Consider the following 22,451-nt stretch of genomic DNA (forward strand, 5'->3'; position numbering starts at 1 on the left):
GACTCACTCCCCGTGGAAGAGGAGCTGCGCCGGGCCGCGTTCGGTGACTCGCCCGATCTCGCCGTCTGGTCCGCGCTCCGCGCCGGGAGCTCCCGGGCGAGGTGGCTCGCGGCCGTGGTGCTCGGCGGTCAGGGCCACTACGCGGCCGCCGCCACCGTGCTGGCCGCGCTCCGTCACGACCCCGACCCCGTGATCGCGTCCCTTTCCCTCTCGACTCGCGCGTCGCACCTGCGTCAGCTGGGGGCGCACCACCTCGCCCGGCCGCTCGACGGCGCGGCGCTCGCGCGGGTGCGGGGGGCGGACGCCGGGGACCCGGACGGGATCGACGCCGCGGGGGCCCGGACGGACGCGCTGCTCGGTCTCGCGGCCGATTCGCTCGGTGCTCAACGCCTCGGGGAGGCCCGCAGGTTGCTCGCACGAGTCGAGACGCGGTCGTGGCGGGCCGAGGTCCGGCGGGGCTGGGTGACCGCCGAGCTCGAGCTGGCGTCCGGGCGGGCGCAGGCCGCGGTGGCACCCGCCGAGGAGGCCTACGGCGTGGCGACTGGGCGAAAGGCGCTCCGCCACGAGCTCAAGTCGGCACTCGTCCTGGGCACCTCGCTGGTCGTGCGGGGGACACCCGACGGCCTGGTGCGAGGGCGTAGACTAGTCGAGTGTGAGCTAAATCACAGCTCCTTGAAAGGCCTTCCGCCGTTGATCTGGCCGAGCGCTCTCGTCCTGGTGGGTCATGCCCCCACGGTCGGTGCAGACGCCCTCGGCCGGGCGACGGACGCTCTGAGCTGCGTGTTGCGCAGAGCTGATGCCGTCAGCCGACAGGCGGCCCTCGACTCCCCCTGGATGCCGATCGGGCTGCTCCGTTCCGGGGAACCCCCGAACGCAGACCCTCAGGCGAACTTCTTGACGGATTAAGCACCGGATCGTGTCAAGGTCTGGCCTCCAGCGTCCGATAGGGGAGATGGAACGTCACTCGGCTGCAGGAAAGGAGTCCCCGTGACCACGGTCCTTATTTGCGACGACCGGCGCAGTGTGCGGGAGGGTCTCACCCGCGTGATGTCGGCTGTCCCCGGGGTTAGCCGCATCGACTGCGTAGCGCACGGTGACGAGTTGTTGGCTCGCTTTTCAAGGCAGCCGGTCGACGTCGTCCTGGTGGGAACCCAGCGCGCCGTCCCGACCGGGGTGGAAGCAACCCGTCGGCTCGTCTCCGCGAACCCGCAGGCAAACGTCATCGTCTTCGGAGCACCCGACGACGCCGGGAGCATCGCCGCGGCGATCGCCGGCGGTGCCCGCGGTTATCTGAGGTGGGACGCGTCGCGCCCCGAGCTTGTGGCAGCCCTCGCGCACACGCTCGCCAGCACCTCGGTCCCGGCGCCCCGTCAGCCCTCCGACCCCGGCGTGCAGCTCACGGAACGTGAGCTCCAGGTGCTGCGGGGCATGAGCCAGGGCAAGAGCAACGGCCAGATCGGCCGCGAGCTCTACCTGTCGGAGGACACGGTGAAGACGCACGCACGTCGTCTCTTCCGCAAGCTCGGTGTCCGTGACCGCGCCCAGGCGGTCGCGCACGGCTTCCGGCGAGGCCTCGTCCAGTAAGTCGCTCTTGCCGCACCGGCCCCGCGTCCTCATATGCCGCATGTGGGGGAGCGGGGCCGGTGGCGTGAGAGGGCTCACCCGTTCAACCGCGCGGTCCTCCGGTCGCGCAAATGCCCCCAGCCCGGTGACGATGTCGCCGGGCTGTGAGCTGTTCGGTGTGTCGGCTGGTCACCCGGGGTGTCCATAGCCCCCTGATGAACAGAGGGCCCGAAGACCGGTACGGTGAAACCGCCGCACCGAGTCGCTGTGAGTGACTCGTGATGCTTTCTGTCGGTGCGCCAACGAGTAACACCAGGGCTGTTGTCTGCGATGACCAACTTGGGGGACGGACTGGACGCCGAAGTGGGCGCGGCCGTCGACGGCGACCGCCAGGCGATCGAACGCCTGCTGGCCTCCATACGTCCCCTCGTGGTGCGGTACTGCCGCGCCAGAGTTGGCAGGCAGGAGCGGAGCTTCGCTTCGGCGGACGATGTGGCCCAGGAGGTGTGTCTCGCGGTGCTCACGGCATTGCCCAGCTACCGCGACCAGGGTCGGCCCTTCCTCGCGTTCGTCTACGGGATCGCGGCGCACAAGGTTGCCGACGCACATCGGTCTGCCGCCAGGAACCGCTCCGAGCCCGTTCCCGAAGTTCCCGACGCGCCGGAGACCGGAGCTGGTCCGGAGCAGCGGGCGATGCAGGGCGAACTCTCCGGCCGGATGGCCGTGCTGCTACGGGTCCTGCCGGAGAAGCAGCGGGAGATCCTGTTGTTGAGGGTGGTGGTCGGACTCTCCGCCGAGGAAACTGCCGAGGCGGTCGGTTCGACGCCGGGTGCGGTCCGGGTGGCGCAACACCGTGCGCTCGCTCGGCTGCGCAAGTCGCTGGCAGCGGAGGAGGTGGTCTGAGTGGCCGACGAACACGGGAAGGACGACGAAGAAGTGCGCGGACAGGACGATAGAGCCCCGCACGAACCCGTCGCAGATGATCTTTCGGCTGTACAGGCTGATGACAAGCTGCTGGACGCACTGGGGTCCGCGACACCAGGTGCGGCCGGCTCGTGGGGCGACGACGACCTGAACGCGTTGCTGCTCGCGTGGCGCAACGAGGTGGAGACCGAGCCGTTCGGCGAGCTCGTCGACACCGACACCGCCGTCGCGACGATCCAGGCCGCCCGCCCGCAGCCGGTCTCGAGGCACCGCTTCCTGATCCCGCTGGCGAGCGCCGCCGCGGTCCTGGCCATCGCCTTCACCGGCATGAGCCTCGTGGCCCGCGACGCACAGCCGGGCGACGCGCTCTGGGGCCTCACGCGAGTCCTGTACTCCGAACACGCGAAGTCGATCGAAGCCGCCGCCATCATCAGCGGCGACCTCGACGCGGCCCGTCTGGCACTGCGCGAGGGCAAGGTCAACGAGGCCCGCGAGAAGCTGAACAAGGTCGAGGCCAGCCTGGGCTCCGTGTCGACCGTGGACGGCAAGGCGCAGCTCGAGGAGAAGCACAAGGAGCTCGAAAAGGAGCTCGACACCAACACCTCGACCACGCCACCGACCACCACGAGCACCCCGGTGACGCAACCGACCCAGCCCACGCAGCCGTCGACGCGGTCCTCAACGCCGTCGAGCGAGCCACCGGTCACCACGCAGCCGACGCCTTCGACCTCGTCGGAGACCCCGCCGCCGCCGGTGTCCAACGTGGAGGACCCGCCACCGCCTCCGCCGCCTCCTGCCGATCCCGCTCCCGGGTCGAGCGAGACGGCTGGAACCGCGGGGACCGCCGTGGAGACCGCCGGGCAGTCGACAGGGACCAACTGAGGCGTTGCTCGCCATGTGGGACGTGATGTGAACGGCCCCTGATCTTTCGAGGTCAGGGGCCGTTCACATGCCCTGGGTGTCACACGTCAGGTGGAATGTGAACTGCTCGGCTGGTGCCTGTTTGTGGCCGGGATGGTCACCCCATGCGAGTGACGTCACCTTTTGTATCGCGGTGGGCCCGGGTGCTGTATCTCTGTGGGTTACGAGAGTGCTCAGATCGCTCTGAGAAGCCGAGCGTGAAAGGCTTGACTGATTCGGGCCTGGCTCGCGTCTGGCATCCGCATTCAAGCCCTGGTTGACATCGTTGTTGCGTCATCAACACTGGTCACGGGCTTCGCCATCGCGGTTGGTGCAAGGGTGTCTCGCCTTCGGCTTTGCCCTGGTTGTGAATGCGAAGTGCGGCTCGTCTTCGGCTTCGCGTCGGAATTGTCAGACCCGCTGAGTACATTCGGTCGCGGGGGACTCGAAATCAGAGGGGACCCTTGCGCGAGCCTGCTCAACCTGGCCGTTCCGCTCGTCGCCTGCTGTGTCCAGCTCCGCACCTGTTTGATGTCGCGGCGGGGGTGGCTTTGCGTCTGTCCGGATTCCTGCCCCCGCCTTGCCGGTCCTGCGTGAATTCGCCCGGTCTGACCAACCGCCTGCCAGCCTCGTCGGCTGAACCCTGCGTGGACCGTCGAGCCGCCTGCTGCCTGCCTCGACTGGCTTGTAGCAATGTTGACATTCCTGCAAGCGGCGACCGTGTGCGTCCCGGCACTGAGCTGAGCCTGCTACCTCAGCCCGCGCGAAAGGCCCACCCCGAACACCCCGGGCTGCGCCTTTCGCGCGGCCCAGGGATCCTGCCGGCCGCGCTGCAAGCGGCCGTCTCCGTTCAACGGCGAGTCTGCCCACCGCAGCCCGCCCCAGCCGGTGCACCGCGCCTGAGTGGGGGAGTCAGCGAGCCGACTCCGTGGCCGTCACGCCGTCCGCGTACCCCCGGCAGTACTCCCAGCTGACGTAGGCGCCGGGATCCGGGTCGAACGCGGGCTCGTGCGGGCGCATGTGGCCGTCGGCGAGGAGCTGTTCGAGTGAGGCTCGCAACAGCTCCCAGTCGTGGTAGTGCGGTTCCTGGCACTCGCCGCAGTCCACGACGATGCCCCGGACGCCGCGGTGTTCCAGCAGCGCCTGGTAGACGGCGAGGTCGCTCAGGTCGCTGACCAGCTCTGTTCGCTCGTCCTCGTCCATCGGCGGGTGGTCGTGGTCGGGTTCGCCCAGGGACAGCGCGGGGTCCTCTGGGTCGCCCGCGAAGGGGTCCGGTGGCAACGCGTCGTGCGGCACGACCCCGCACGGTACCCCCCGTGGTGTTGTGGGCGTCCAGATACCATGGGGCGCACCGCCTCCGCCTGCGGAAACTGGACACGCAGGTCCCCAAAAGGGCAGGCAGAGCGCAGACCGCACCACGGAAGGCATGTCACCCGCTATGACCAGCGAGCTCAACGCTGACGGAGTCCCGGCCAAGTTCGCGATGCTGGGACTGACCTTCGACGACGTGCTCCTGCTGCCTGCCGAGTCGGACGTCGTGCCCAGCGGCGTCGACACGAGCACCAGGATCTCGCGCAACATCACCCTCAAGATCCCGCTGGCCAGCGCCGCGATGGACACGGTCACCGAGGGCCGGATGGCGATCTCGATGGCGCGCCAGGGCGGCATCGGCGTGCTGCACCGCAACCTGAGCATCGAGGACCAGGCCCGCCAGGCCGAGACCGTCAAGCGGTCCGAGGCCGGCATGGTCACCGACCCGGTCACGTGCTCGCCGGACGCCACGCTCGCCGAGGTCGACGCGCTGTGTGCGCGGTACCGCATCTCCGGTGTGCCGGTGACCGACGCGAACAACAAGCTCGTCGGCATCATCACGAACCGCGACATGCGCTTCGAGCTCGACCACAGCAAGCGCGTGAGCGAGGTCATGACCAACGGGCCGCTGGTCACCGCCCAGGTGGGCGTGTCGGCCGAAGCCGCGCTCGGGCTGCTGCGCCGCCACAAGGTCGAGAAGCTGCCGATCGTCGACGGTGACGGCAAGCTCAAGGGCCTGATCACGGTCAAGGACTTCGTGAAGACCGAGCAGTACCCGAACGCCACCAAGGACCCGGACGGCCGCCTGCTGTGCGCCGCCGCCGTCGGTGTGGGCGAGGACTCGTTCGTGCGCGCGATGACGCTCGCCGAGGCGGGCGTCGACGTGCTGATGGTCGACACGGCCCACGGCCACTCGCGCGGTGTGCTGGAGATGGTCGCCCGCATCAAGAAGGAGCTCGGCGACTCGACGGACGTCGTCGGCGGCAACGTCGCCACGCGCGCCGGTGCCCAGGCGCTGATCGACGCGGGCGCGGACGGCGTCAAGGTCGGTGTCGGCCCCGGCTCCATCTGCACCACGCGCGTCGTCGCCGGTGTGGGTGTGCCGCAGATCACCGCGATCTACGAGGCCTCACTCGCCTGCCGTGCGGCCGGTGTGCCGGTGATCGGTGACGGCGGCATCCAGTACTCCGGCGACATCGCCAAGGCCATCGCGGCCGGCGCGTCCGCCGTGATGCTCGGTTCGCTGCTCGCGGGCACCCAGGAGGCGCCCGGCGACCTGATCCTGGTCAACGGCAAGCAGTTCAAGACCTACCGGGGCATGGGCTCGCTGGCCGCGATGCAGTCGCGCGGCGAGAACAAGTCGTTCTCGAAGGACCGCTACTTCCAGGACGACGTGCTCAACGAGGACAAGCTCGTCCCCGAGGGCATCGAGGGCCGCACGCCGTTCCGCGGCCCGTTGTCGCAGGTCGTGCACCAGCTCAACGGCGGCCTTCGCGCGGCGATGGGCTACACGGGCTCCCGCACGATCGCCGAGCTGCAGAACCAGCAGCTCGTGCGCATCACGGCGGCGGGTCTGAAGGAGAGCCACCCGCACGACATCACGATGACCGTCGAGGCTCCGAACTACACCACCCGTTAGGGTGTTCTGGCTGCTTGAAGCCTTGTTCTAATGCTTTGGAGAGGAACAACAGGTGCGCGATCTGGTCGAGATCGGCATGGGCCGGACCGCGAGGCGGGCCTACGAGCTGGACGACATCGAGATCATCCCGTCGCGTCGGACGAGGTCGTCGAAGGACGTCTCCACGACGTGGCAGATCGATGCCTACCGCTTCGACATCCCGCTGATCACCCATCCCACCGACGCCATCGTGTCGCCGGGCACGGCGGTCGCGGTCGGCGAGCTCGGCGGCCTCGGCGTGCTGAACGCCGAGGGTCTCTGGGCGCGGCACGGTGACGTGGACGAGGCGTTGTTCCGCCTCGTGCAGGCCACCGAGGACAACGACGACCCGGCCGCCGCGGTGAAGGTGCTGCAGGAGCTGCACGCCGCCCCGCTGCGGATGGACCTGATCGCCGCCGCGGTCAAGCAGATCCGCGAGTCGGGCGTCACCGTCGCGGTCCGCGTCAGCCCGCAGCGCGCCGCCGAGCTCACGCCGGACCTGCTGGCAGCGGGCGTGGAGATCCTGGTCGTGCAGGGCACGATCATCTCGGCCGAGCACGTGAGCCGCGGTGGCGAGCCGCTGAACCTGAAGTCGTTCATCGCGGACCTCGACATCCCGGTGATCGCCGGCGGCGTCGGCGACTACCGCACCGCGATGCACCTGATGCGCACCGGCGCGGCGGGCGTGATCGTCGGCTACGGCTACACGCCCGGCGTCACGACCACCGACTCGGTCCTCGGCATCGGCGTGCCGATGGCCACCGCGATCGCCGACGCCGCGGCCGCGCGCCGCGACTACCTCGACGAGACCGGTGGCCGCTACGTGCACGTCATCGCGGACGGCGGCGTCACGACCTCGGGCGACGTGGCGAAGTCCATCGCCTGCGGTGCCGACGCCGTGATGCTCGGCGAGCCCCTCGCGGCCGCGACCGAGGCACCGGGCCAGGGCCTGTACTGGACGGCCTCGTCCGCGCACCCGTCGGTGCCGCGCAGCCTCGTCGCCGAGGCGGTGGACCAGGAGCTCGATCTGCGCCAGCTGCTGTTCGGCCCGTCCGCCGACCCGCGCGGCGTGACGAACCTGTTCGGCGCGCTCAAGCGGGCCATGGCCAAGACCGGTTACTCCGACCTCAAGGAGTTCCAGAAGGTCGGCCTGACGATCCGCGGCTGAACCTGATCACCGCGAAGGGCGCGTACCGGCTGGTACGCGCCCTTCTGCTCGCCGCACGACGCGTGGCCGGCCGCCACGACCGCGCCGACGTCCTCTGCGCCGACGTCCTCTGCGGCTGATCGCCCCAGGCCATGAACCTCGCTGACGTGGGCGTGTGCCTCGGCCTGCCGATCGCCGCTTGGACCCAAACCTGATCTCGCAACCGAACCACCACCCCGTGCGTCCATTGTTCGTGGAATTGGATGCCTTGTTCGGCGACGGCAAGAACAGCGACGTGGACACGATCGAACCGGACGCCGAGATCCAGGAGCTCGACGTCGAGGAAGCGCCCGAGGAGGACGAGGGCGTCGGGGGCATCGGCTGGAAGGCCCTCGCGTTGTTCCTCTGCGGTGGACTGGTGATCACCGCCCTGTGCGTGGCCTTCATGGTCTGGGTGATCGAAGGCCTGGTGCTCTGAGACGAACTCACGGCCTTCATGACCGCGCGGCGACCGTCTGAACCGATCGGGGACTAGGCGTTACCGGAAGTAACGCCTACTCTCCGGTTCATGGGTGAACTCGCCGGTAACTTCGATGTCGTCATCGTCGGCTCCGGGTTCGGCGGAAGCGTGGCCGCGCTCCGCCTGACCGAGAAGGGCTACCGCGTCGCCGTCCTGGAGGCGGGGCGCCGGTTCGCCGACGACGAGTTCGCGAAGACCAGCTGGGACCTGCGCCGCTACCTGTGGGCGCCGCGGCTGAGGTGCTTCGGCATCCAGCGCATCCACACCCTGCGCAACGTCATGGTGCTCGCCGGCGCCGGCGTCGGCGGTGGCAGCCTCGTGTACGCGAACACGCTGTACCGGCCGCTCAAGCCGTTCTACGAGGACCGGCAGTGGGCGCACATCACCGACTGGCAGGGCGAGCTGGACCCGTTCTACGACCAGGCGAGCCGGATGCTGGGGGTCGTCACGAACCCCACGACGACCCCGAGCGACGTCGTCATGCAGAAGGTCGCGAAGGACATGGGGGTCGAGGACAGCTACCACCCGACGCCCGTCGGCGTGTTCTTCGGCGAGCCCGGCAAGAAGGCCGCGGACCCGTACTTCGGGGGCGCCGGGCCGGAGCGGACCGGCTGCACCGAATGCGGCAGTTGCATGTCGGGCTGCCGGGTCGGGGCCAAGAACACGCTGGTCAAGAACTACCTCTACCTCGCGGAGAAGCTCGGCGCGCAGGTCTTCCCGCTGACCACGGTCACGAAGCTCCGCGAGGGCGGCGGCAGGTGGACCATCGACACCAGGACGACGGGCGGACGCGCCACCAGGACGTTCACCGCCGACCAGGTCGTCCTCGCCGCCGGCACGTGGGGCACCCAGCAGCTGCTGCACAAGGCCAAGGCGACGACGCTGCCCAGGATCTCGGCCAGGCTGGGTGAGCTGACCCGCACCAACTCCGAGTCGATCATCGGGGCCGCGCGCTACGCGGTCGACCCGGACAACGACTTCACGCAGGGCGTCGCGATCACGAGCTCCATCCACCCCGACGAGATCACGCACATCGAGCCCGTCCGGTACGGCAGGGGCAGCAACGCCATGGGCATGCTGCAGACCCTCGCCACGGACGGTGCGCTGAGCACACCGCGGTGGGTGCAGTTCCTCAAGCAGGCCGCCCGGCACCCGCTGCGGCTGCTGCGGCTGCTCAGCGTGCACCGGTGGAGCGAGCGGACCGTGATCCTGCTGGTCATGCAGAGCCTCGACAACTCCATCACCACGTTCCTCAAGCGCGGCAAGCTCACCAGCAGGCAGGGCCACGGCGAGCCGAACCCGGCGTTCATCCCGGCGGGGCACGAGGCGAACCTGCTGGCCGCCAAGCACATCGACGGCATGGCGGGCGGCACGTGGGGCGAGCTGTTCAACATCCCGCTGACGGCGCACTTCATCGGTGGCTGCGCCATCGCGTCCGACGAGCAGCAGGGCGTGATCGACCCGTACCACCGGGTCTTCAGCTACCCGAGTCTGTCCGTTGTGGACGGATCGGCGATCAGCGCGAACCTCGGCGTGAACCCGAGTCTCACGATCACCGCGCAGGCCGAGCGGGCGTTCTCGCTGTGGCCGAACAAGGGCGAGGAGGACCGGCGGCCCGCCCAGGACCAGCCCTACCGCAGGATCAACCCGACGAAGCCCAGGAACCCGGCAGTGCCCGACCAGGCTCCGGCCGCCCTGCGGTTGCCGATCGTGAAGGCCTCCTGAGCTGGATCATGTGGCTACGGTGGAGGCATGGCCAAGAAGCCGTTCGCCTCCAGCGCCGACCTCGCCCCCAAGGACGAGGTGTTCGTCGAGCTCGCCGAGGGCGTCTACACCCTGACCGCCGAGGGCGACCCCAACGTCGCGGCCATCGAGGCCGAGGACTTCCTGATCTGCTTCGAGGCGCGGGCGACCCCCGCGGCGGCACGCAGGTGGCTCGCCCAGCTGCGCGAGCACACCCGCAAGCCGGTGCGGTACCTCGTGCTGAGCCACTACCACGCCGTGCGCACGCTCGGGGCCAGCGCGTTCGAGGCGCAGGAGATCGTCGCGCACGAGATGACGCGGGTGCTGATCGCCGAACGCGGGCAGCAGGACTGGGAGAGCGAGTTCGGCCGCATGCCGCGGCTGTTCGAGCAGCCGGGGGAGATCCCCGGCCTGACGTGGCCGACGCTCACGTTCTCCGACCGCATGACGATCCCGCTGGGGGACGAGCGCGGCGACCTGGTGCTGCAGTTCCTCGGGCGCGGGCACACCGCGGGTGACATCGTGGCGTGGCTGCCGCAGCAGCGGATCCTGTTCGCGGGCGACCTGGTCGAGTCGCAGGCCGCGCTCTACACCGGTGACGCGTTCCACGACGAGTGGGCCACGTCCACTTTGGACGAGATCGAGGACCTGGGCGCCGAGGTCCTGGTCGGCGGGCGGGGCAAGGTCGCCCGCGACCGCATCGAGGTCGAGGCCGCGATCAACCAGAGCAGGCACTTCCTGAACGAGCTGCGCCGCACGGTCGGCGGGGTGCACGCCGAGGGCGGCACGCTCAAGCAGGCCTTCGAGCTCGCGCACAGCACCCTGGTGGGCCGCTACGGGCGCTGGCCGATCTTCGAGCACTGCCTGCCGTTCGACGTGAAGCGCTACTGGGACGAGTGCGACGGCAAGGACTGGCCGGAGATCTGGACCGCCGAACGCGACCGCGCGGTGTGGGACGCCCTGCAATGACGGTCCTGGTGGTCGGTGCCGGGCCGGTGGGGCTCGCGTCCGCGCTGTTCCTCGCGCGGGCGGGCGTGCCGAGCACCGTGCTGGAGGCCGCCGCGGAACGCGCGAGGACCGGCAGCCGCTCGATCTGCGTGCAGCGCGACGTCCTGGAGGTCCTCGAACGGGTCGGCGTCGGGCAGGCCGTCGCCGACGCGGGCGTCACCTGGTACACCGGCCGCACCTTCCACCGCGACCGCGAGGTGCTGACCCTGACCTTCCCGGAGGCCGAGGGCTTCCCGCCGTTCGTGAACACCCCGCAGACCGTCGTGGAACGGCTGCTGGAGGAACGGGTCCGCGCCGAGCCGCTGATCGAGCTGCGCTACGGCCACGCCCTGGAAGGCCTCAGCCAGGACGACGAGGGAGTGTCCACATCGGACGGAATAAGGGCGACGCACTGCATCGCCGCCGACGGCGCGCACTCGACGGTCCGGCAGCTGCTGGACATCCCGTTCGAGGGCTTCTCGTTCGACGACAGGTTCATCATCGCCGACGTCCGCGTCGACCTCGGCTTCGAGACGCCCGAACGCCGCTTCTACTTCGACCCGCCCTGGAACCCGGGCCGCCAGGTCCTGCTGCACCCGCAACCGGGTGGCGTGTGGCGCATCGACTGGCAGGTCGCCGGAGACGTCCAGCTCACCGACGACCGCGTCCGCGCGATCGTGGGCGACAAGCCCTACGAGGTCGTCTGGCAGTCCACCTACCGCTTCCACCAGCGGCGCGCGAGGACGCTGCGCCGCGGCAGGGTCCTGCTCGCGGGCGACGCGGCGCACGTGATGAGCCCGTTCGGTGCGCGAGGCCTGAACTCCGGCATCTGCGACGCCGACAACGCGGCGTGGAAGATCGCCGCCGACCGCGCCGGTGAGGCGGGCCCGCACCTCCTCGAGTCCTACGACGTCGAACGGGGCGCCGCCGCCGACGAGAACCTGCGCATCACCGGCGAGACCATGCGCTTCCTGGTTCCCGGCACGCCGGAGGAACGGGCGCACCGCGAGCACGCCCTCGAAACGGGCGAGGGCATCGACTCCGGCACGCTCTTCACCCCGTTCTCCTACGAGAACTCCCCGCTCACCACGGACGGCGGCGAGCTCGTCCCGGGCTCCCGCACCGCGGGCCCCGGCTTCACGACGAGGGACGGCCTGCTGATCAGGCCGGACGGGCACGTCGCCGCCCACCGCTGCGACGAACAGGTGAAAAGACGCGCCCTCGGCTGGTGAGGGGCAACCCGGGAGCGCGGCCGGACGTGGTCACGCCATGGGGGTAACCAGACGAACTCTGTTGCAGGGGACCGCATTTGCTGCCGCGTGCTGGGGAACGGGCACCGCGACGGCCACGGCGGCCGACACGAACTGGGCGAAGCTGCGCAGGAGGCTGGGTGACCGGCTCGTGCTGCCGCAGGACCCGCGCTACGACGAGCTGCGCGTGCCGTGGAACACGCTCTACGCCGACCGCAGGCCGGCCGCGATCGCCCGGTGCGTCCGGGCCGAGGACGTGCAGGCGTGCCTGGAGTTCGCCGCGCACGAACGCATCCCGGTGGCCGCGCGCAGCGGCAAGCACAGCTACGCGGCCTACTCGCTGCCCGAGAACGGCCTGGTCGTCGACCTGGCCGCGCTGTCGCGGGTGGCGGTGGCCGGCAGCCGTGCGCGGGTCGGCGCCGGAGCCCAGCTGCTGCCCGTCTACGAGGCGATCGGCGCCGCGGGCCAGGCGTTGCCCGCGGGCACGTGCCGGTCGGTCGGCATCGGCGGGCTCACGCTCGGCGGCGGGATCAGCGTGCTCGGCCGCAAGTACGGGCTCACGAGCGACCACCTGGTCAGCGCGCGGGTAGTCACACCGGACGGCTGCCTGCGCACCGCGTCCGAGCACTCCGAACCCGACCTCTACTGGGCGTTGCGCGGCGGAGGCGGCGGCAACTTCGGCATCGTCACGGAGTTCACCTTCCGCACCGACCCCGCGCCCGGCCTGACGGTGTTCCGGCTCGCCTACCCGGCAGGCGCGGCGGCGGACGCGTTCGACGCCTGGCAGGAGTGGATGGACGGGGCGCCGGACGAGCTCTGGTCGGGCTGCACGGTCGAGGCGAACCCGGACGCCGTCACGGGTGTCGGCGGTGTGTACGTGGGCCCGAAGAAGAACCTGGCGCCGTTGTTGGACAAGATGCCGCCCGCGACGCGCACCGTCGAGGAGATGAGCTACCTGGAGGCGATGCGCTACTACGCGGGCGGTCCTGGGCCCGGCTTCCGGTTCGCGGCGTCCTCGCGCATGCTGCGCCACCACCTGTCCGGTCAGCACGTCGCGGACCTCGTGCAGGAGCAGACCGACGGCGCGGTCCTCTTCGACTCCTTCGGCGGCGCGCTGGGCCGCGTCGCACCGGACGCCACGGCGTTCCCGCACCGCGACGCGAAGGCCAGCGCCCAGATCTTCTTCGGCGCCGAGGGCAGGACGGAGGCGGCGGCTCGAAAGGCGGTCGCGGAGGTGCGGGACGGGCTCGGCGCGGGCACCACCGGGTACGTGAACTACATCGACCCGGAGATGCCCGACTGGCCGACCGCCTACTACGGCCGCAACCTCGCGCGGCTCAGGCGAGTCGCGCGACGCTACGACCCGGACCGCGTGCTGGCGTTCCCGCAGGGGCTCTGATCAGAGCTGGATGCCCGTCAGCACGGTGACGCGCTCCTCGGTGAAGTCCTCCATCGCCGACCGGACGCCCTCACGCCCGGTGCCCGAGCCCTTCACACCGCCGTAGGGCATCTGGTCGGCGCGGTAGGACGGCACGTCACCGATGATCACGCCGCCGACCTCCAGCTCGGCCGCGGCCTCGAACGCCACCTGCACGTCACGGGTGAACACCCCGGCCTGCAGCCCGTACTTCGAGTCGTTGGCCTGCGCGAACGCGTCCTCGACGCCGTCCGCGACCGACACCACGAGCACCGGCCCGAAGATCTCCTCGGTCCACACCTTGGCGGTCTTCGGCACGTCGGTGAGCACCGTCGGCTCGACCGTGGCCCCGGTCCGCTTGCCGCCGAGGAGCACCTTCGCGCCGACGTCGGTGGCCATGTTGACCCACTCCTCGACGCGGCGGGCGTTGTCCTCGTCGATCAGCGGCCCGACCTCGACCTCGGGGTCGTGCGGGTCGCCGGTCTTCAACGCGCCCACGGCCTGCACGAGCTTCGGCACGAACTCGTCGGCCCGGGAGCGGTCCACGATCACCCGCTGCACGGCGATGCACGACTGCCCGGCCTGGTAGTTGCCGAACGTCGCGATGCGCCGCGCCGCGTGGTCCAGGTCCGTCCAGTCGGGACAGATGATCGCGGCCGCGTTGGAGCCCAGCTCCATCACGACGTGCTTGCGCGGCGCGGCGTCCATCAACGACCAGCCGACCTTCGTGGACCCGGTGAAGGAGATGACCGGCAGCCGTTCGTCCCTCACCAGCGCGTCCATGTCCTTGCCGCGCACGGGGAGGACCGAGAACGCGCCCTCGGGCAGGCCGGTCCCGGCCAGGACCTCGCCGAGCAGCAACGCCGACAGCGGCGTGGCGGAGGCGGGCTTCACGATCACCGGAGCGCCCACCGCGAGCGCCGGCGCGACCTTGTGCGCCACCAGGTTCAGCGGGAAGTTGAACGGCGCCACCGCGAGCACCGGCCCGCGCGGCACGTGCCGGACGATCGCCATCCGCCCCACGCCCCCGGCGTCGGTGTCGAGCCGCTGCAGCCCACCGGTGAACCGGCGCGCCTCCTCGGCGGCGAAGCGGAAGGTGTTGACGGCGCGCTGCACCTCGATCTCGGCCCACTTGAGCGGTTTGCCGTTCTCGGCGGTGATCGTCTCGGCGATCTCCTCGGCGCGTTCGGCCAGCGTCCGCGAGACCTGCAGCAGCGCCTCCGCCCGCACGTGGGCGGGGGTCCGCCGGAACTCCCCGGCGACGGCCGCGGCCGCCGCCACCGCACGTTCCACCTGGTCTCTGCCCGGTACGGCGACCGAGGCGACCTCGGTGCCGTCGAAGGGGTGGAGGACCTCCAGGGCCTGCTCGCCCTGCTCGGGGCGGCCGGCGACCCAGCACGGCCGTGGTTGTGGTGTGAACGCGTCCATGTGGTCACGTTAGGCCCTATTGGCCTGCACGTACCTGATGAGACCCAAGTAGTGGTCGACATGCCCTTCCCGGCGCTGGAGCACGAACGCGGGGTGCTCCCGGATCGTCCGGACCATGTCGTCGAGCCGGACCAGGACGTGTTCCGGCTCGTACTCGATGCCGTAGGTCTCGCAGAACAGCCGCGTACGCCGTTCGCGGTCGTGGGGCAGCCCCAGCACGAACTGGACCACCGCCCAGCTCACGTCCCACCAGCGCGGCCCCGGATGCGCCGAGTCGAAGTCGAAGACGCCGACCGGCAGGCCGTCCCGGTAGACGGTGTTGTACGGCGCGAAGTCACCGTGCAGCACCACCTCGACCGGCTCCCGCGCGGGGTGCTGCCACCCGTCGAGCACGTCCACCAGCCCGGCCGTCGCGTCGTGCAGCCGCCGCAGCATCCGCGCCGACTCGACCAGCGAGGCGTCGTCGGACGGGAACACGTGGCCAACGTCACCGGGCAGGTAGCTGAGCAGCTCGTGCTCGCCGTCGAGCCCGAGCGGGACCGGCGCGATCCCCAAGGGTGCCAAGCGCCGTAACAGCTCGTGCACCCGAGGAGCCCACGGGCCCGCCGGTCTGCGCACCGCGTCACCCACCCTGAACACCTGGTTCAGCCCGCCACCGGTCAGCAGCTCCTCGTCCACGCATGACATCCTTGGCGGTGTGTCCGACACCAGCAACCGCCCTGTTCTCGTCGTCGACTTCGGCGCCCAGTACGCGCAGCTGATCGCCCGCCGCGTGCGCGAGGCCCAGGTCTACTCCGAGGTGGTCCCGCACACCGCAGGCGTCAGCGAGATCCTCGACAAGAACCCCCTCGCCATCGTGCTGTCCGGTGGCCCGTCGAGCGTCTACGAGGAGGGCGCGCCGCAGATCGACCCGAAGCTGTTCGAGACCGGCGTCCCGGTCTTCGGCATCTGCTACGGCTTCCAGGCGATGGCGCGCGCACTCGGTGGCGAGGTCTCCCACACCGGCACCCGCGAGTACGGCCGCACCGACCTGAGCGTGCCCACCGAGGGCGGCGCGCTGCACCAGGAGCTCCCGGCGAGCCACCCGGTGTGGATGAGCCACGGCGACGCCGTCACCAAGGCGCCCGAGGGCTTCACCGTCACCGCGACCAGCGAGGGCGCGCCGGTCGCCGCGTTCGAGGACACCGAGCGCCGCTTCGCCGGTGTGCAGTACCACCCGGAGGTGCACCACTCGCCGCACGGCCAGGAGGTGCTGCGCCGGTTCCTGCACGACGTCGCGGGCATCCGTCCGCAGTGGACCACGTCGTCCATCGTGGACGAGCAGGTCGCGCGGATCCGCGAGCAGATCGGCGACGGCAAGGCGATCTGCGGCCTGTCCGGCGGCGTCGACTCCGCCGTGGCCGCGGCCCTGGTCCAGCGCGCCATCGGCGACCGCCTGACCTGCGTCTTCGTCGACCACGGCCTGCTGCGCGCCGGCGAGCGCGCCCAGGTCGAGCGCGACTACGTGGCCGCCACGGGCATCAACCTCGTGACCGTCGACGCCCGCGAGCGCTTCCTCGGCGCCCTCGCCGGCGTCACGGACCCCGAGGAGAAGCGCAAGATCATCGGCCGCGAGTTCATCCGCGTCTTCGAGCAGGCCGAGCGCGACCTCAAGGCCGAGGGCGACTACCGCTTCCTCGTCCAGGGCACGCTCTACCCGGACGTCGTCGAGTCCGGCGGCGGCGCGGGCACCGCGAACATCAAGTCGCACCACAACGTCGGCGGCCTGCCGGACGACCTGCAGTTCGAACTGGTCGAGCCGCTCCGCGCGCTGTTCAAGGACGAGGTCCGCCGCGTCGGCACCGAGCTCGGCCTGCCCGAGACGATCGTGCAGCGCCAGCCGTTCCCCGGCCCGGGCCTCGGCATCCGCATCATCGGCGAGGTCACCCAGGACCGCCTCGACACCCTGCGCCAGGCCGACGCCATCGCGCGCGAGGAGCTGACGGCCGCAGGGCTCGACCGCTCCATCTGGCAGTGCCCGGTCGTGCTGCTCGCGGACGTCCGCAGCGTCGGCGTCCAGGGCGACGGCCGCACCTACGGTCACCCGATCGTGCTGCGCCCCGTCTCGTCCGAGGACGCGATGACCGCGGACTGGACCCGCCTGCCGTACGAGGTGCTGGAGCGGATCTCGACCCGCATCACCAACGAGGTGGCCGAGGTCAACCGCGTGGTGCTGGACGTGACGTCCAAGCCGCCGGGCACCATCGAGTGGGAGTAGGGACGTGAGAAGGCCCCCGGGACACCGGGGGCCTTCTCAGTTCAGTTCTTGCGCCTCAACGAGTTCGTCAGCAGGACCACACCGACCACGATGGCCGTTCCCCCCAACGCCCACCTGAGGTCGAACCAGAAACTCCCGTTGGTCAGCACGTAGGCCGCCATCAGCCCACCGCCGAGTCCGAACACGAGGCCCAGCGGGTCGATCCGCCTGCGCATCACCGGTTGCTGGTCAGTCACGGAGCACCCGCACCTCTCCGACGTTCGCCCGAACGTCCAGGTCGATCTTCAGTCCACCCTCGCCGTCGCCACCCAGGTCGACGCCCTCGACCTGCACGTTGCCGCCGTCGGCCGTCCTGCCGAGGCAGTCGAGGTCGCCGATGGAGGACGCCTCGCAGTGGAACGTCACGTCGGCGTTCTTCGCCACGTGCACGGTCATGTCGCCGAGCTCGGACTCGACGGCGGTCTTCACCGAACCGGAGTCCGGCAGCTGCCGCAGGTCGATCATCACGCTGCCGACGCCGAGCTCGTACTTCTCCTTGACCTCGCTGAGGTTCTGCGGGGTCACCTTGAGGTCGCCGACGCTGGGCCGGCCGTCGAAGTCGACCGCCGTCATGCCGAAGCCGACGACCGACAGCGGGACTAGCAGCCAGATCAGGCTGCGACCGCCGCCGGTGAACGAGCCGACCAGCAGGCCCGCGGCCAGCACCGCGATCACCAGGCCGATCACGTGCGCCACGGTGAACCACGGCACCCACGCCCCGGCGATCGCGGACGCGGCCACCACCAGCGTCGCCACGCCCAGCGTCACACCGGCCACGCGCGGCTTGCGCGGACGGGGTGCCGGCGGCTGCGGCTTCGGTGCCGGTTCCGGCAGGTCCCACGCGAACGGCGCGGCGCCCAGCGGGTCCCAGGCCGGTGCGCCCGGCACCGGGGGTGTCAGCGGCGGTTCGGCGAGCGTCGCGGCCGGCTGCAGGTGGCCGCGGTTCTTCTGCAGCAGGTAGATGCAGGCCACCGAGGCCGCGATCGTCACGAAGACCTGGAACCCGCCGCTGCCGAACGTGAACGCGAGCGCGGGGAACAGGAGGACGCCCAGCAGCACGGTCTGGCCCTGCGACACCGAGCTGTGGCCCTTGTTGACCAACGCCTCGAGCGGCGACACCTGGTCGCCCTCCTCCGGCAGCAGCAGCCAGCCGGCGAGGTACATCGGCAGACCGACACCACCGGACAACGCGAGCGCGACGAACGCGATCCGCACGATCACCGGGTCGATCTGGTAGCGCAGGGCGATGCCGGTGGCCACGCCGCCGAGCTTGCGTCCTGCGCGGGGCCGCACCGGACGGTGGGCCCAGAACTCCCTGAGCGTGTCCGCCACGCCCTGCATTGCCTTCTCAGTCCCGCTCACGAGTCCAAGGTTGCGCTTTCCGCCCCGCCACCACATCAGGGACCAGCCCTGAATCAGGGAACCGGGGTCATCCCTGATGAACCGCGGACCGGGACGTGTGACGATCAGGTGGTGAGTGCACTGATCGAGCCGATGCGGCGTCGACGCACCGGCCGGGTGGTCGCGGGCGTGGCCGGTGGACTGGCGGACCACCTCGGTGCCCCCGTCTTCTGGGTGCGCGCGGTGTTCGCCGTCTTCGCCGCGTTCAGCGGGGTCGGGATCATCGCCTACGGGTTGCTCTGGATGTTCGTCCCGCAGTCGGCGGTGGCGGAACCGGAGACCGACACCGACCGCAAGGAGTGGCAGCAGGCCGTCGGCCTCGCGGCTCTCGGCGTCGGCGTCGCGGTGTTCACCGGCCTGCTCGGGGGAGCGTGGAGCGGGTGGATCACCGGGCCGATCGCCGTGGCGCTCATCGGCGCCGCGGTCGTGTGGCGCGAGGCCGACGAGGCGCAGCGCCGCCGCTGGCGCGACGGTGCGTTCTCGCAGGGGAAGACGGGGATCGTGCGGACGGTGGCGGGAGGCGCGCTGGTCGTGGCGGGGGTCGCCGCGTTCCTCGTGGTGAACGACTCCGTCGCGAACCTCTCGACCGTGGTGCTCTCCGTGGTCGCCACGCTGGTCGGTGTCGCTGTGCTGACCGTGCCGCTGTGGATGCGCCTGGTGCGCGACCTCGACTCGGAGCGCCGGGCGCGCATCCGCACCGAGGAACGCGCCGAGATCGCCGCCCACCTGCACGACTCCGTGCTGCAGACCCTGGCCCTGATCCAGAAGCAGTCCGAGTCGTCGCGGGAGGTCAAGCGCCTGGCCCGCAGCCAGGAACGGGAGTTGCGCAGCTGGCTCTACGGCCGTGAGGTCGGCGAGCAGCCGCACTCCATCAGCGTCGCGATCGCCCAGGTGTGCGCGGAGGTGGAGGACGGCTTCGCCATCGCCGTCTCGCAGGTCGTGGTCGGGGACTGCGAGCTGGAGGACGGCATGTTCGCGCTCGTGCAGGCGTCGAAGGAGGCGATGGTCAACGCCGCCAAGCACGCGGGGGTGGGCGAGGTGAGCCTGTACGCCGAGGTCGAGCCGGAGAAGGTCACGGTGTTCGTGCGCGACCGGGGCAAGGGGTTCGACCCCGACACCGTCCCGGAGGACCGGCATGGCCTCGCGGGCAGCATCCGGGGGAGAATGACGAGGCACGGCGGGGAGGTGCGACTGCGCACGGCTCCGGGAGAGGGGACCGAGGTGCAGCTCGAAATGCCGAGGAAGCAGGAGGCCAGGACATGAGCGTGAGGGTGTTCCTGGTGGACGACCACGCGTTGTTCCGCGCGGGGGTGCGGGCGGAGCTCGACACGATCACCTCGGAGGTCGAGGTCGTCGGCGAGGCGGGCAGCGTCGGTGAGGCCGTGGCCGGCATCGCGCACCACAAGCCGGACGTCGTCCTGCTCGACGTGCACATGCCCGACGGCGGCGGTGCCGAGGTGCTGCGCCAGATCCGCACCAAGATCCCCGAGGTCACGTTCCTCGCGCTGTCGGTCTCCGACGCCGCCGAGGACGTCATCAACGTCATCCGCGCCGGTGCCCGGGGCTACGTGACGAAGACGATCTCCAGCCAGGAGCTGGTCAGGGCCGTCGTGCGGGTCTCGGAGGGCGACGCGGTGTTCTCGCCGCGACTGGCCGGGTTCGTGCTGGACGCGTTCGCCGACCGGCCGGGAGCCGCGCCGATCAGCGATCCCGAGCTCGACCTGCTGACGCCGCGCGAGCGGGACGTCCTGCGGCTGCTCGCCCGCGGCTACGCCTACAAGGAGATCGCGTCCGAGCTGTTCATCAGCGTGAAGACGGTCGAGACGCACGTGTCGAGCGTCCTGCGCAAGACGCAGCTCTCCAACCGCTACGAGCTCTCCCGCTGGGCCACCGACCGCAGACTGGTCTGAGGGACTTGATCGGGAAGGTCGCCCGCGGCGCCACCGAGGTGCTGGCGCCGTGGGTCTGGGTGGTCCTGCTGCCGTTCGTGGTGGCGGCCGCGACCGAGAGCTTCTGGAAGACGCTGCTGTGGGGGTTCGTGGTCGCCATGACGGCGTCCATCATCCCGATGGCCGTCATCGTGCGTGGCGCCCGCAGGGGGAGGTGGGACGGCCACCACGTCACGAACCGCGAGGGCAGGGTGGTTCCGCTGGTCACGGCCGGCGCGTCGCTGACGGCCGGCACGGTGGTCATGGTCCTGGGCGGTGCGCCCCGGTCGGTGCTGGCGCTCGCGGGCAGCATGTTCGCGTCGCTGGTCGTCACCATCGCGATCACGTTCGGCCTGCGGTGGAAGATCTCGCTGCACGCCGCCGTGGCGTGGGCGGCGGTGGTGACGCTGACGGTCGTCCACGGACCGTGGTGGCTGCTGATCGCGCTGCCCGCCGCGCTGGTGGCGTGGTCGCGGGTCGAGCTGGGTGACCACACGACGGCGCAGGTGCTGGCGGGGTCGGTGATGGGCGTGGTCGTGGGTGGCGGCAGCTTCTGGCTGCTCAGCTGACCCGCCGCGAGCTGACGATCTTCATCTCGTTGTTCACGTTGCCGACCTCGATGTCGTACGTGCCGTTCTCGGTGACGTTGTTCTTCGTGGTGATCAGGCCGATGCTGACCATCCAGTTCGCGCCCTCCGACCGGACGGTGCCGGGGCCCGCGAGGTCGACCTTCGAGTAGGCGCTCCACCGCTTCAGGTAGTCGCCCCTCGGCTCGGCCGCGTTGCCCCTCAGGTTCTCCCACGCCTTCTCGGCGTTCGCGGGCAGCAACCGGTAGTGGGCCTGCACGAAGTCGTTCGCCTGGTCGGCGGAGAAGACGACGTACCTGGTCTGCACGCCGTCCGGGAAGTCCGCGGTGACCGGGCTGACGTCTTCGCCCGTGCCGCCCCAGTACGCGGCGGCCGCGCCACCGCCGACCGCGAGCACCCCGATGATCGCGAGGATGACCAGGATGCGCCGGTTCGGCGGCTTGAGCGCGCGTTCCCGCTGCGGGATCACCAGCGGCTGCGACGGCTGCGGCTCGGCGGCCAGCAGGTCGGCCGCCTCCTGCGCGGTGGGCCGGTCCTGCGGGTCCTGGGAGAGCAGCCGCATCAGCAACGGCGTCAGCTCGCCCGTGTTCTCGGGGTCGCGGAGCCGGCCGCTGGCGGCGCGGTAGAGGAGGCCGAAGCTGTTGTCGCTGGGCCCGAAGACGGACTCGCCCTCGATGGTCGTGTAGATCGTGGCGCCGAGCGAGAACACGTCGGAGGCCTCACCGGGCTGCTCACCGCGGGCCACCTCGGGGGCGAGGTACGCGGGCGTACCCGAGATCACGCCGGTGTCGGTCATCGTGCCGTCGCCGGTCGCCTTGGAGATGCCGAAGTCGGTGATCTTGACCGTGCCGTCGTGGCCGATCAGGACGTTGCCAGGCTTGATGTCGCGGTGGACCAGACCGGCGGCGTGCGCCGCGGCCAGCGCGGAGGCGACCTTCGCACCGATGCTCGCGGCCTGGGCCGGCTTGAGCGGCCCCCGCTCGGCGATCAGCGCCGAGAGGCTCTGCGAGGCCAGGTACTCCATGACGATCCACGGCTCCTCGCCGTCGCTCGCCACGACGTCGAACACCGCGATCGCGTGCTGGTGGTGCAGCCGGGCGGCGTTGCGGGCCTCCCGCATCGCGCGCTGCTGGTCACCCGTGACGAGCTGCTTGACCGCGACCTCGCGGGCCAGCACCTCGTCGCGTGCTCGCCAGACCACCCCCATCGCCCCGCTGCCGATGCGCTCGAGCAGCGTGTAGCGGCCCCCGATGGTTGTCACACCCTGAGACTAATCAATCGCACAGACGAGCTTCCGCGGTTCCCCGCTCACGGGGTGGTGCGGATCGCACGGAGCCGATCCACCGGTGGGGACCCGCTTCCGGGACTTCCCCGGTGTTGCCGCCGTTCGCC

21 protein-coding genes are annotated in these 22,451 nt (G+C 70.7%); 15 read left to right on the forward strand and 6 right to left on the reverse strand.

What is annotated here, in order from left to right:
- Positions 1-12: 12 nt before the first annotated feature.
- The 4 genes from BLQ91_RS01560 (at position 13) to BLQ91_RS01575 (ending at position 3,369) form a co-directional block, all read left to right on the forward strand.
- Complete coding sequence (locus BLQ91_RS01560) at positions 13-906, forward strand: hypothetical protein (protein WP_176959521.1); 894 nt, start codon at positions 13-15, stop codon at positions 904-906.
- A gap of 81 nt (positions 907-987) precedes the next feature.
- The gene (locus BLQ91_RS01565) at positions 988-1,584 is read left to right on the forward strand and encodes a response regulator transcription factor (protein ID WP_030471988.1); all 597 of its coding nucleotides are present in this window, start codon (positions 988-990) and stop codon (positions 1,582-1,584) included.
- Positions 1,585-1,893: 309 nt separating this feature from the next.
- Complete coding sequence (locus BLQ91_RS01570) at positions 1,894-2,466, forward strand: sigma-70 family RNA polymerase sigma factor (protein ID WP_090094755.1); 573 nt, start codon at positions 1,894-1,896, stop codon at positions 2,464-2,466.
- Positions 2,467-3,369 (forward strand): anti-sigma-D factor RsdA, encoded by a 903-nt coding sequence (locus BLQ91_RS01575; RefSeq protein ID WP_090094756.1) that lies wholly within the window; start codon positions 2,467-2,469, stop codon positions 3,367-3,369.
- A gap of 930 nt (positions 3,370-4,299) precedes the next feature.
- On the opposite strand, the gene BLQ91_RS01580 is transcribed toward BLQ91_RS01575, so the two are convergent.
- A complete protein-coding gene (locus BLQ91_RS01580; protein ID WP_245732959.1) occupies positions 4,300-4,683 on the reverse strand; it encodes a DUF5319 domain-containing protein in 384 nt (127 codons plus the stop codon).
- A gap of 142 nt (positions 4,684-4,825) precedes the next feature.
- On the opposite strand from BLQ91_RS01580, the gene guaB reads away from it, so the two are divergent.
- From guaB to BLQ91_RS01615, 7 genes are all read left to right on the forward strand, one after another.
- Positions 4,826-6,337 (forward strand): IMP dehydrogenase, encoded by a 1,512-nt coding sequence (guaB, locus tag BLQ91_RS01585; protein ID WP_090094757.1) that lies wholly within the window; start codon positions 4,826-4,828, stop codon positions 6,335-6,337.
- 52 nt (positions 6,338-6,389) lie between these two features.
- Positions 6,390-7,523 carry a GuaB3 family IMP dehydrogenase-related protein gene (locus tag BLQ91_RS01590; RefSeq protein ID WP_090094758.1) on the forward strand — a complete coding sequence of 378 codons (1,134 nt, stop codon included), beginning with the start codon at positions 6,390-6,392 and terminating at the stop codon, positions 7,521-7,523.
- A gap of 238 nt (positions 7,524-7,761) precedes the next feature.
- Entirely contained in the window at positions 7,762-7,980 is a 219-nt protein-coding gene (locus BLQ91_RS01595; protein ID WP_143022479.1) for a hypothetical protein, read from the forward strand.
- Positions 7,981-8,070: 90 nt separating this feature from the next.
- The gene (locus tag BLQ91_RS01600; protein WP_090094760.1) at positions 8,071-9,747 is read left to right on the forward strand and encodes a GMC family oxidoreductase; all 1,677 of its coding nucleotides are present in this window, start codon (positions 8,071-8,073) and stop codon (positions 9,745-9,747) included.
- A 27-nt stretch (positions 9,748-9,774) separates the two neighbouring features.
- Positions 9,775-10,734: an MBL fold metallo-hydrolase gene (locus tag BLQ91_RS01605; RefSeq protein ID WP_090094761.1), complete on the forward strand. Its 960-nt coding sequence runs from the start codon at positions 9,775-9,777 to the stop codon at positions 10,732-10,734.
- A complete protein-coding gene (locus tag BLQ91_RS01610; RefSeq protein WP_090094762.1) occupies positions 10,731-11,984 on the forward strand; it encodes an FAD-dependent monooxygenase in 1,254 nt (417 codons plus the stop codon). The genes BLQ91_RS01605 and BLQ91_RS01610 overlap by 4 nt, the downstream gene beginning before the upstream one ends.
- Before the next feature lie 37 nt (positions 11,985-12,021).
- Positions 12,022-13,401: an FAD-binding oxidoreductase gene (locus BLQ91_RS01615; RefSeq protein ID WP_090094763.1), complete on the forward strand. Its 1,380-nt coding sequence runs from the start codon at positions 12,022-12,024 to the stop codon at positions 13,399-13,401.
- On the opposite strand, the gene BLQ91_RS01620 is transcribed toward BLQ91_RS01615, so the two are convergent.
- Both BLQ91_RS01620 and BLQ91_RS01625 read right to left on the reverse strand, forming a co-directional pair.
- On the reverse strand, positions 13,402-14,847 hold the full coding sequence (locus tag BLQ91_RS01620) for an aldehyde dehydrogenase family protein (protein WP_090094764.1): 1,446 nt from the start codon (positions 14,845-14,847) through the stop codon (positions 13,402-13,404).
- A gap of 9 nt (positions 14,848-14,856) precedes the next feature.
- The gene (locus tag BLQ91_RS01625; protein WP_176959523.1) at positions 14,857-15,525 is read right to left on the reverse strand and encodes an aminoglycoside phosphotransferase family protein; all 669 of its coding nucleotides are present in this window, start codon (positions 15,523-15,525) and stop codon (positions 14,857-14,859) included.
- A gap of 19 nt (positions 15,526-15,544) precedes the next feature.
- On the opposite strand from BLQ91_RS01625, the gene guaA reads away from it, so the two are divergent.
- The gene (gene guaA / locus BLQ91_RS01630; RefSeq protein ID WP_090094766.1) at positions 15,545-17,104 is read left to right on the forward strand and encodes a glutamine-hydrolyzing GMP synthase; all 1,560 of its coding nucleotides are present in this window, start codon (positions 15,545-15,547) and stop codon (positions 17,102-17,104) included.
- Between the two features lie 41 nt (positions 17,105-17,145).
- Here the strand turns inward: guaA and BLQ91_RS40015 are convergent, their stop codons facing one another.
- Both BLQ91_RS40015 and BLQ91_RS01635 read right to left on the reverse strand, forming a co-directional pair.
- Positions 17,146-17,340, reverse strand: coding sequence for a hypothetical protein (locus BLQ91_RS40015; protein WP_143022480.1), 195 nt, complete (start codon positions 17,338-17,340; stop codon positions 17,146-17,148).
- Entirely contained in the window at positions 17,333-18,505 is a 1,173-nt protein-coding gene (locus BLQ91_RS01635; RefSeq protein WP_245732960.1) for a PspC domain-containing protein, read from the reverse strand. The genes BLQ91_RS40015 and BLQ91_RS01635 overlap by 8 nt, the downstream gene beginning before the upstream one ends.
- A gap of 132 nt (positions 18,506-18,637) precedes the next feature.
- Between BLQ91_RS01635 and BLQ91_RS01640 the strand changes: the two genes are divergently transcribed.
- The 3 genes from BLQ91_RS01640 to BLQ91_RS01650 are packed head-to-tail and all read left to right on the forward strand — an operon-like array spanning position 18,638 to position 21,041.
- Positions 18,638-19,807, forward strand: a complete 1,170-nt coding sequence (locus tag BLQ91_RS01640) for an ATP-binding protein (protein ID WP_090094767.1) — start codon at positions 18,638-18,640, stop codon at positions 19,805-19,807.
- Positions 19,804-20,454: a response regulator gene (locus tag BLQ91_RS01645; RefSeq protein ID WP_090094768.1), complete on the forward strand. Its 651-nt coding sequence runs from the start codon at positions 19,804-19,806 to the stop codon at positions 20,452-20,454. The genes BLQ91_RS01640 and BLQ91_RS01645 overlap by 4 nt, the downstream gene beginning before the upstream one ends.
- A gap of 5 nt (positions 20,455-20,459) precedes the next feature.
- The gene (locus tag BLQ91_RS01650; protein WP_342670601.1) at positions 20,460-21,041 is read left to right on the forward strand and encodes a hypothetical protein; all 582 of its coding nucleotides are present in this window, start codon (positions 20,460-20,462) and stop codon (positions 21,039-21,041) included.
- On the opposite strand, the gene BLQ91_RS01655 is transcribed toward BLQ91_RS01650, so the two are convergent.
- Entirely contained in the window at positions 21,034-22,320 is a 1,287-nt protein-coding gene (locus BLQ91_RS01655) for a serine/threonine-protein kinase (protein WP_245732961.1), read from the reverse strand. The two genes, BLQ91_RS01650 and BLQ91_RS01655, sit on opposite strands and share 8 nt — an antisense overlap.
- Positions 22,321-22,451: the final 131 nt, after the last annotated feature.

The sequence above is a fragment of the Lentzea jiangxiensis genome (assembly GCF_900104175.1).
Taxonomy (GTDB): Bacteria; Actinomycetota; Actinomycetes; order Mycobacteriales; family Pseudonocardiaceae; genus Lentzea; species Lentzea jiangxiensis.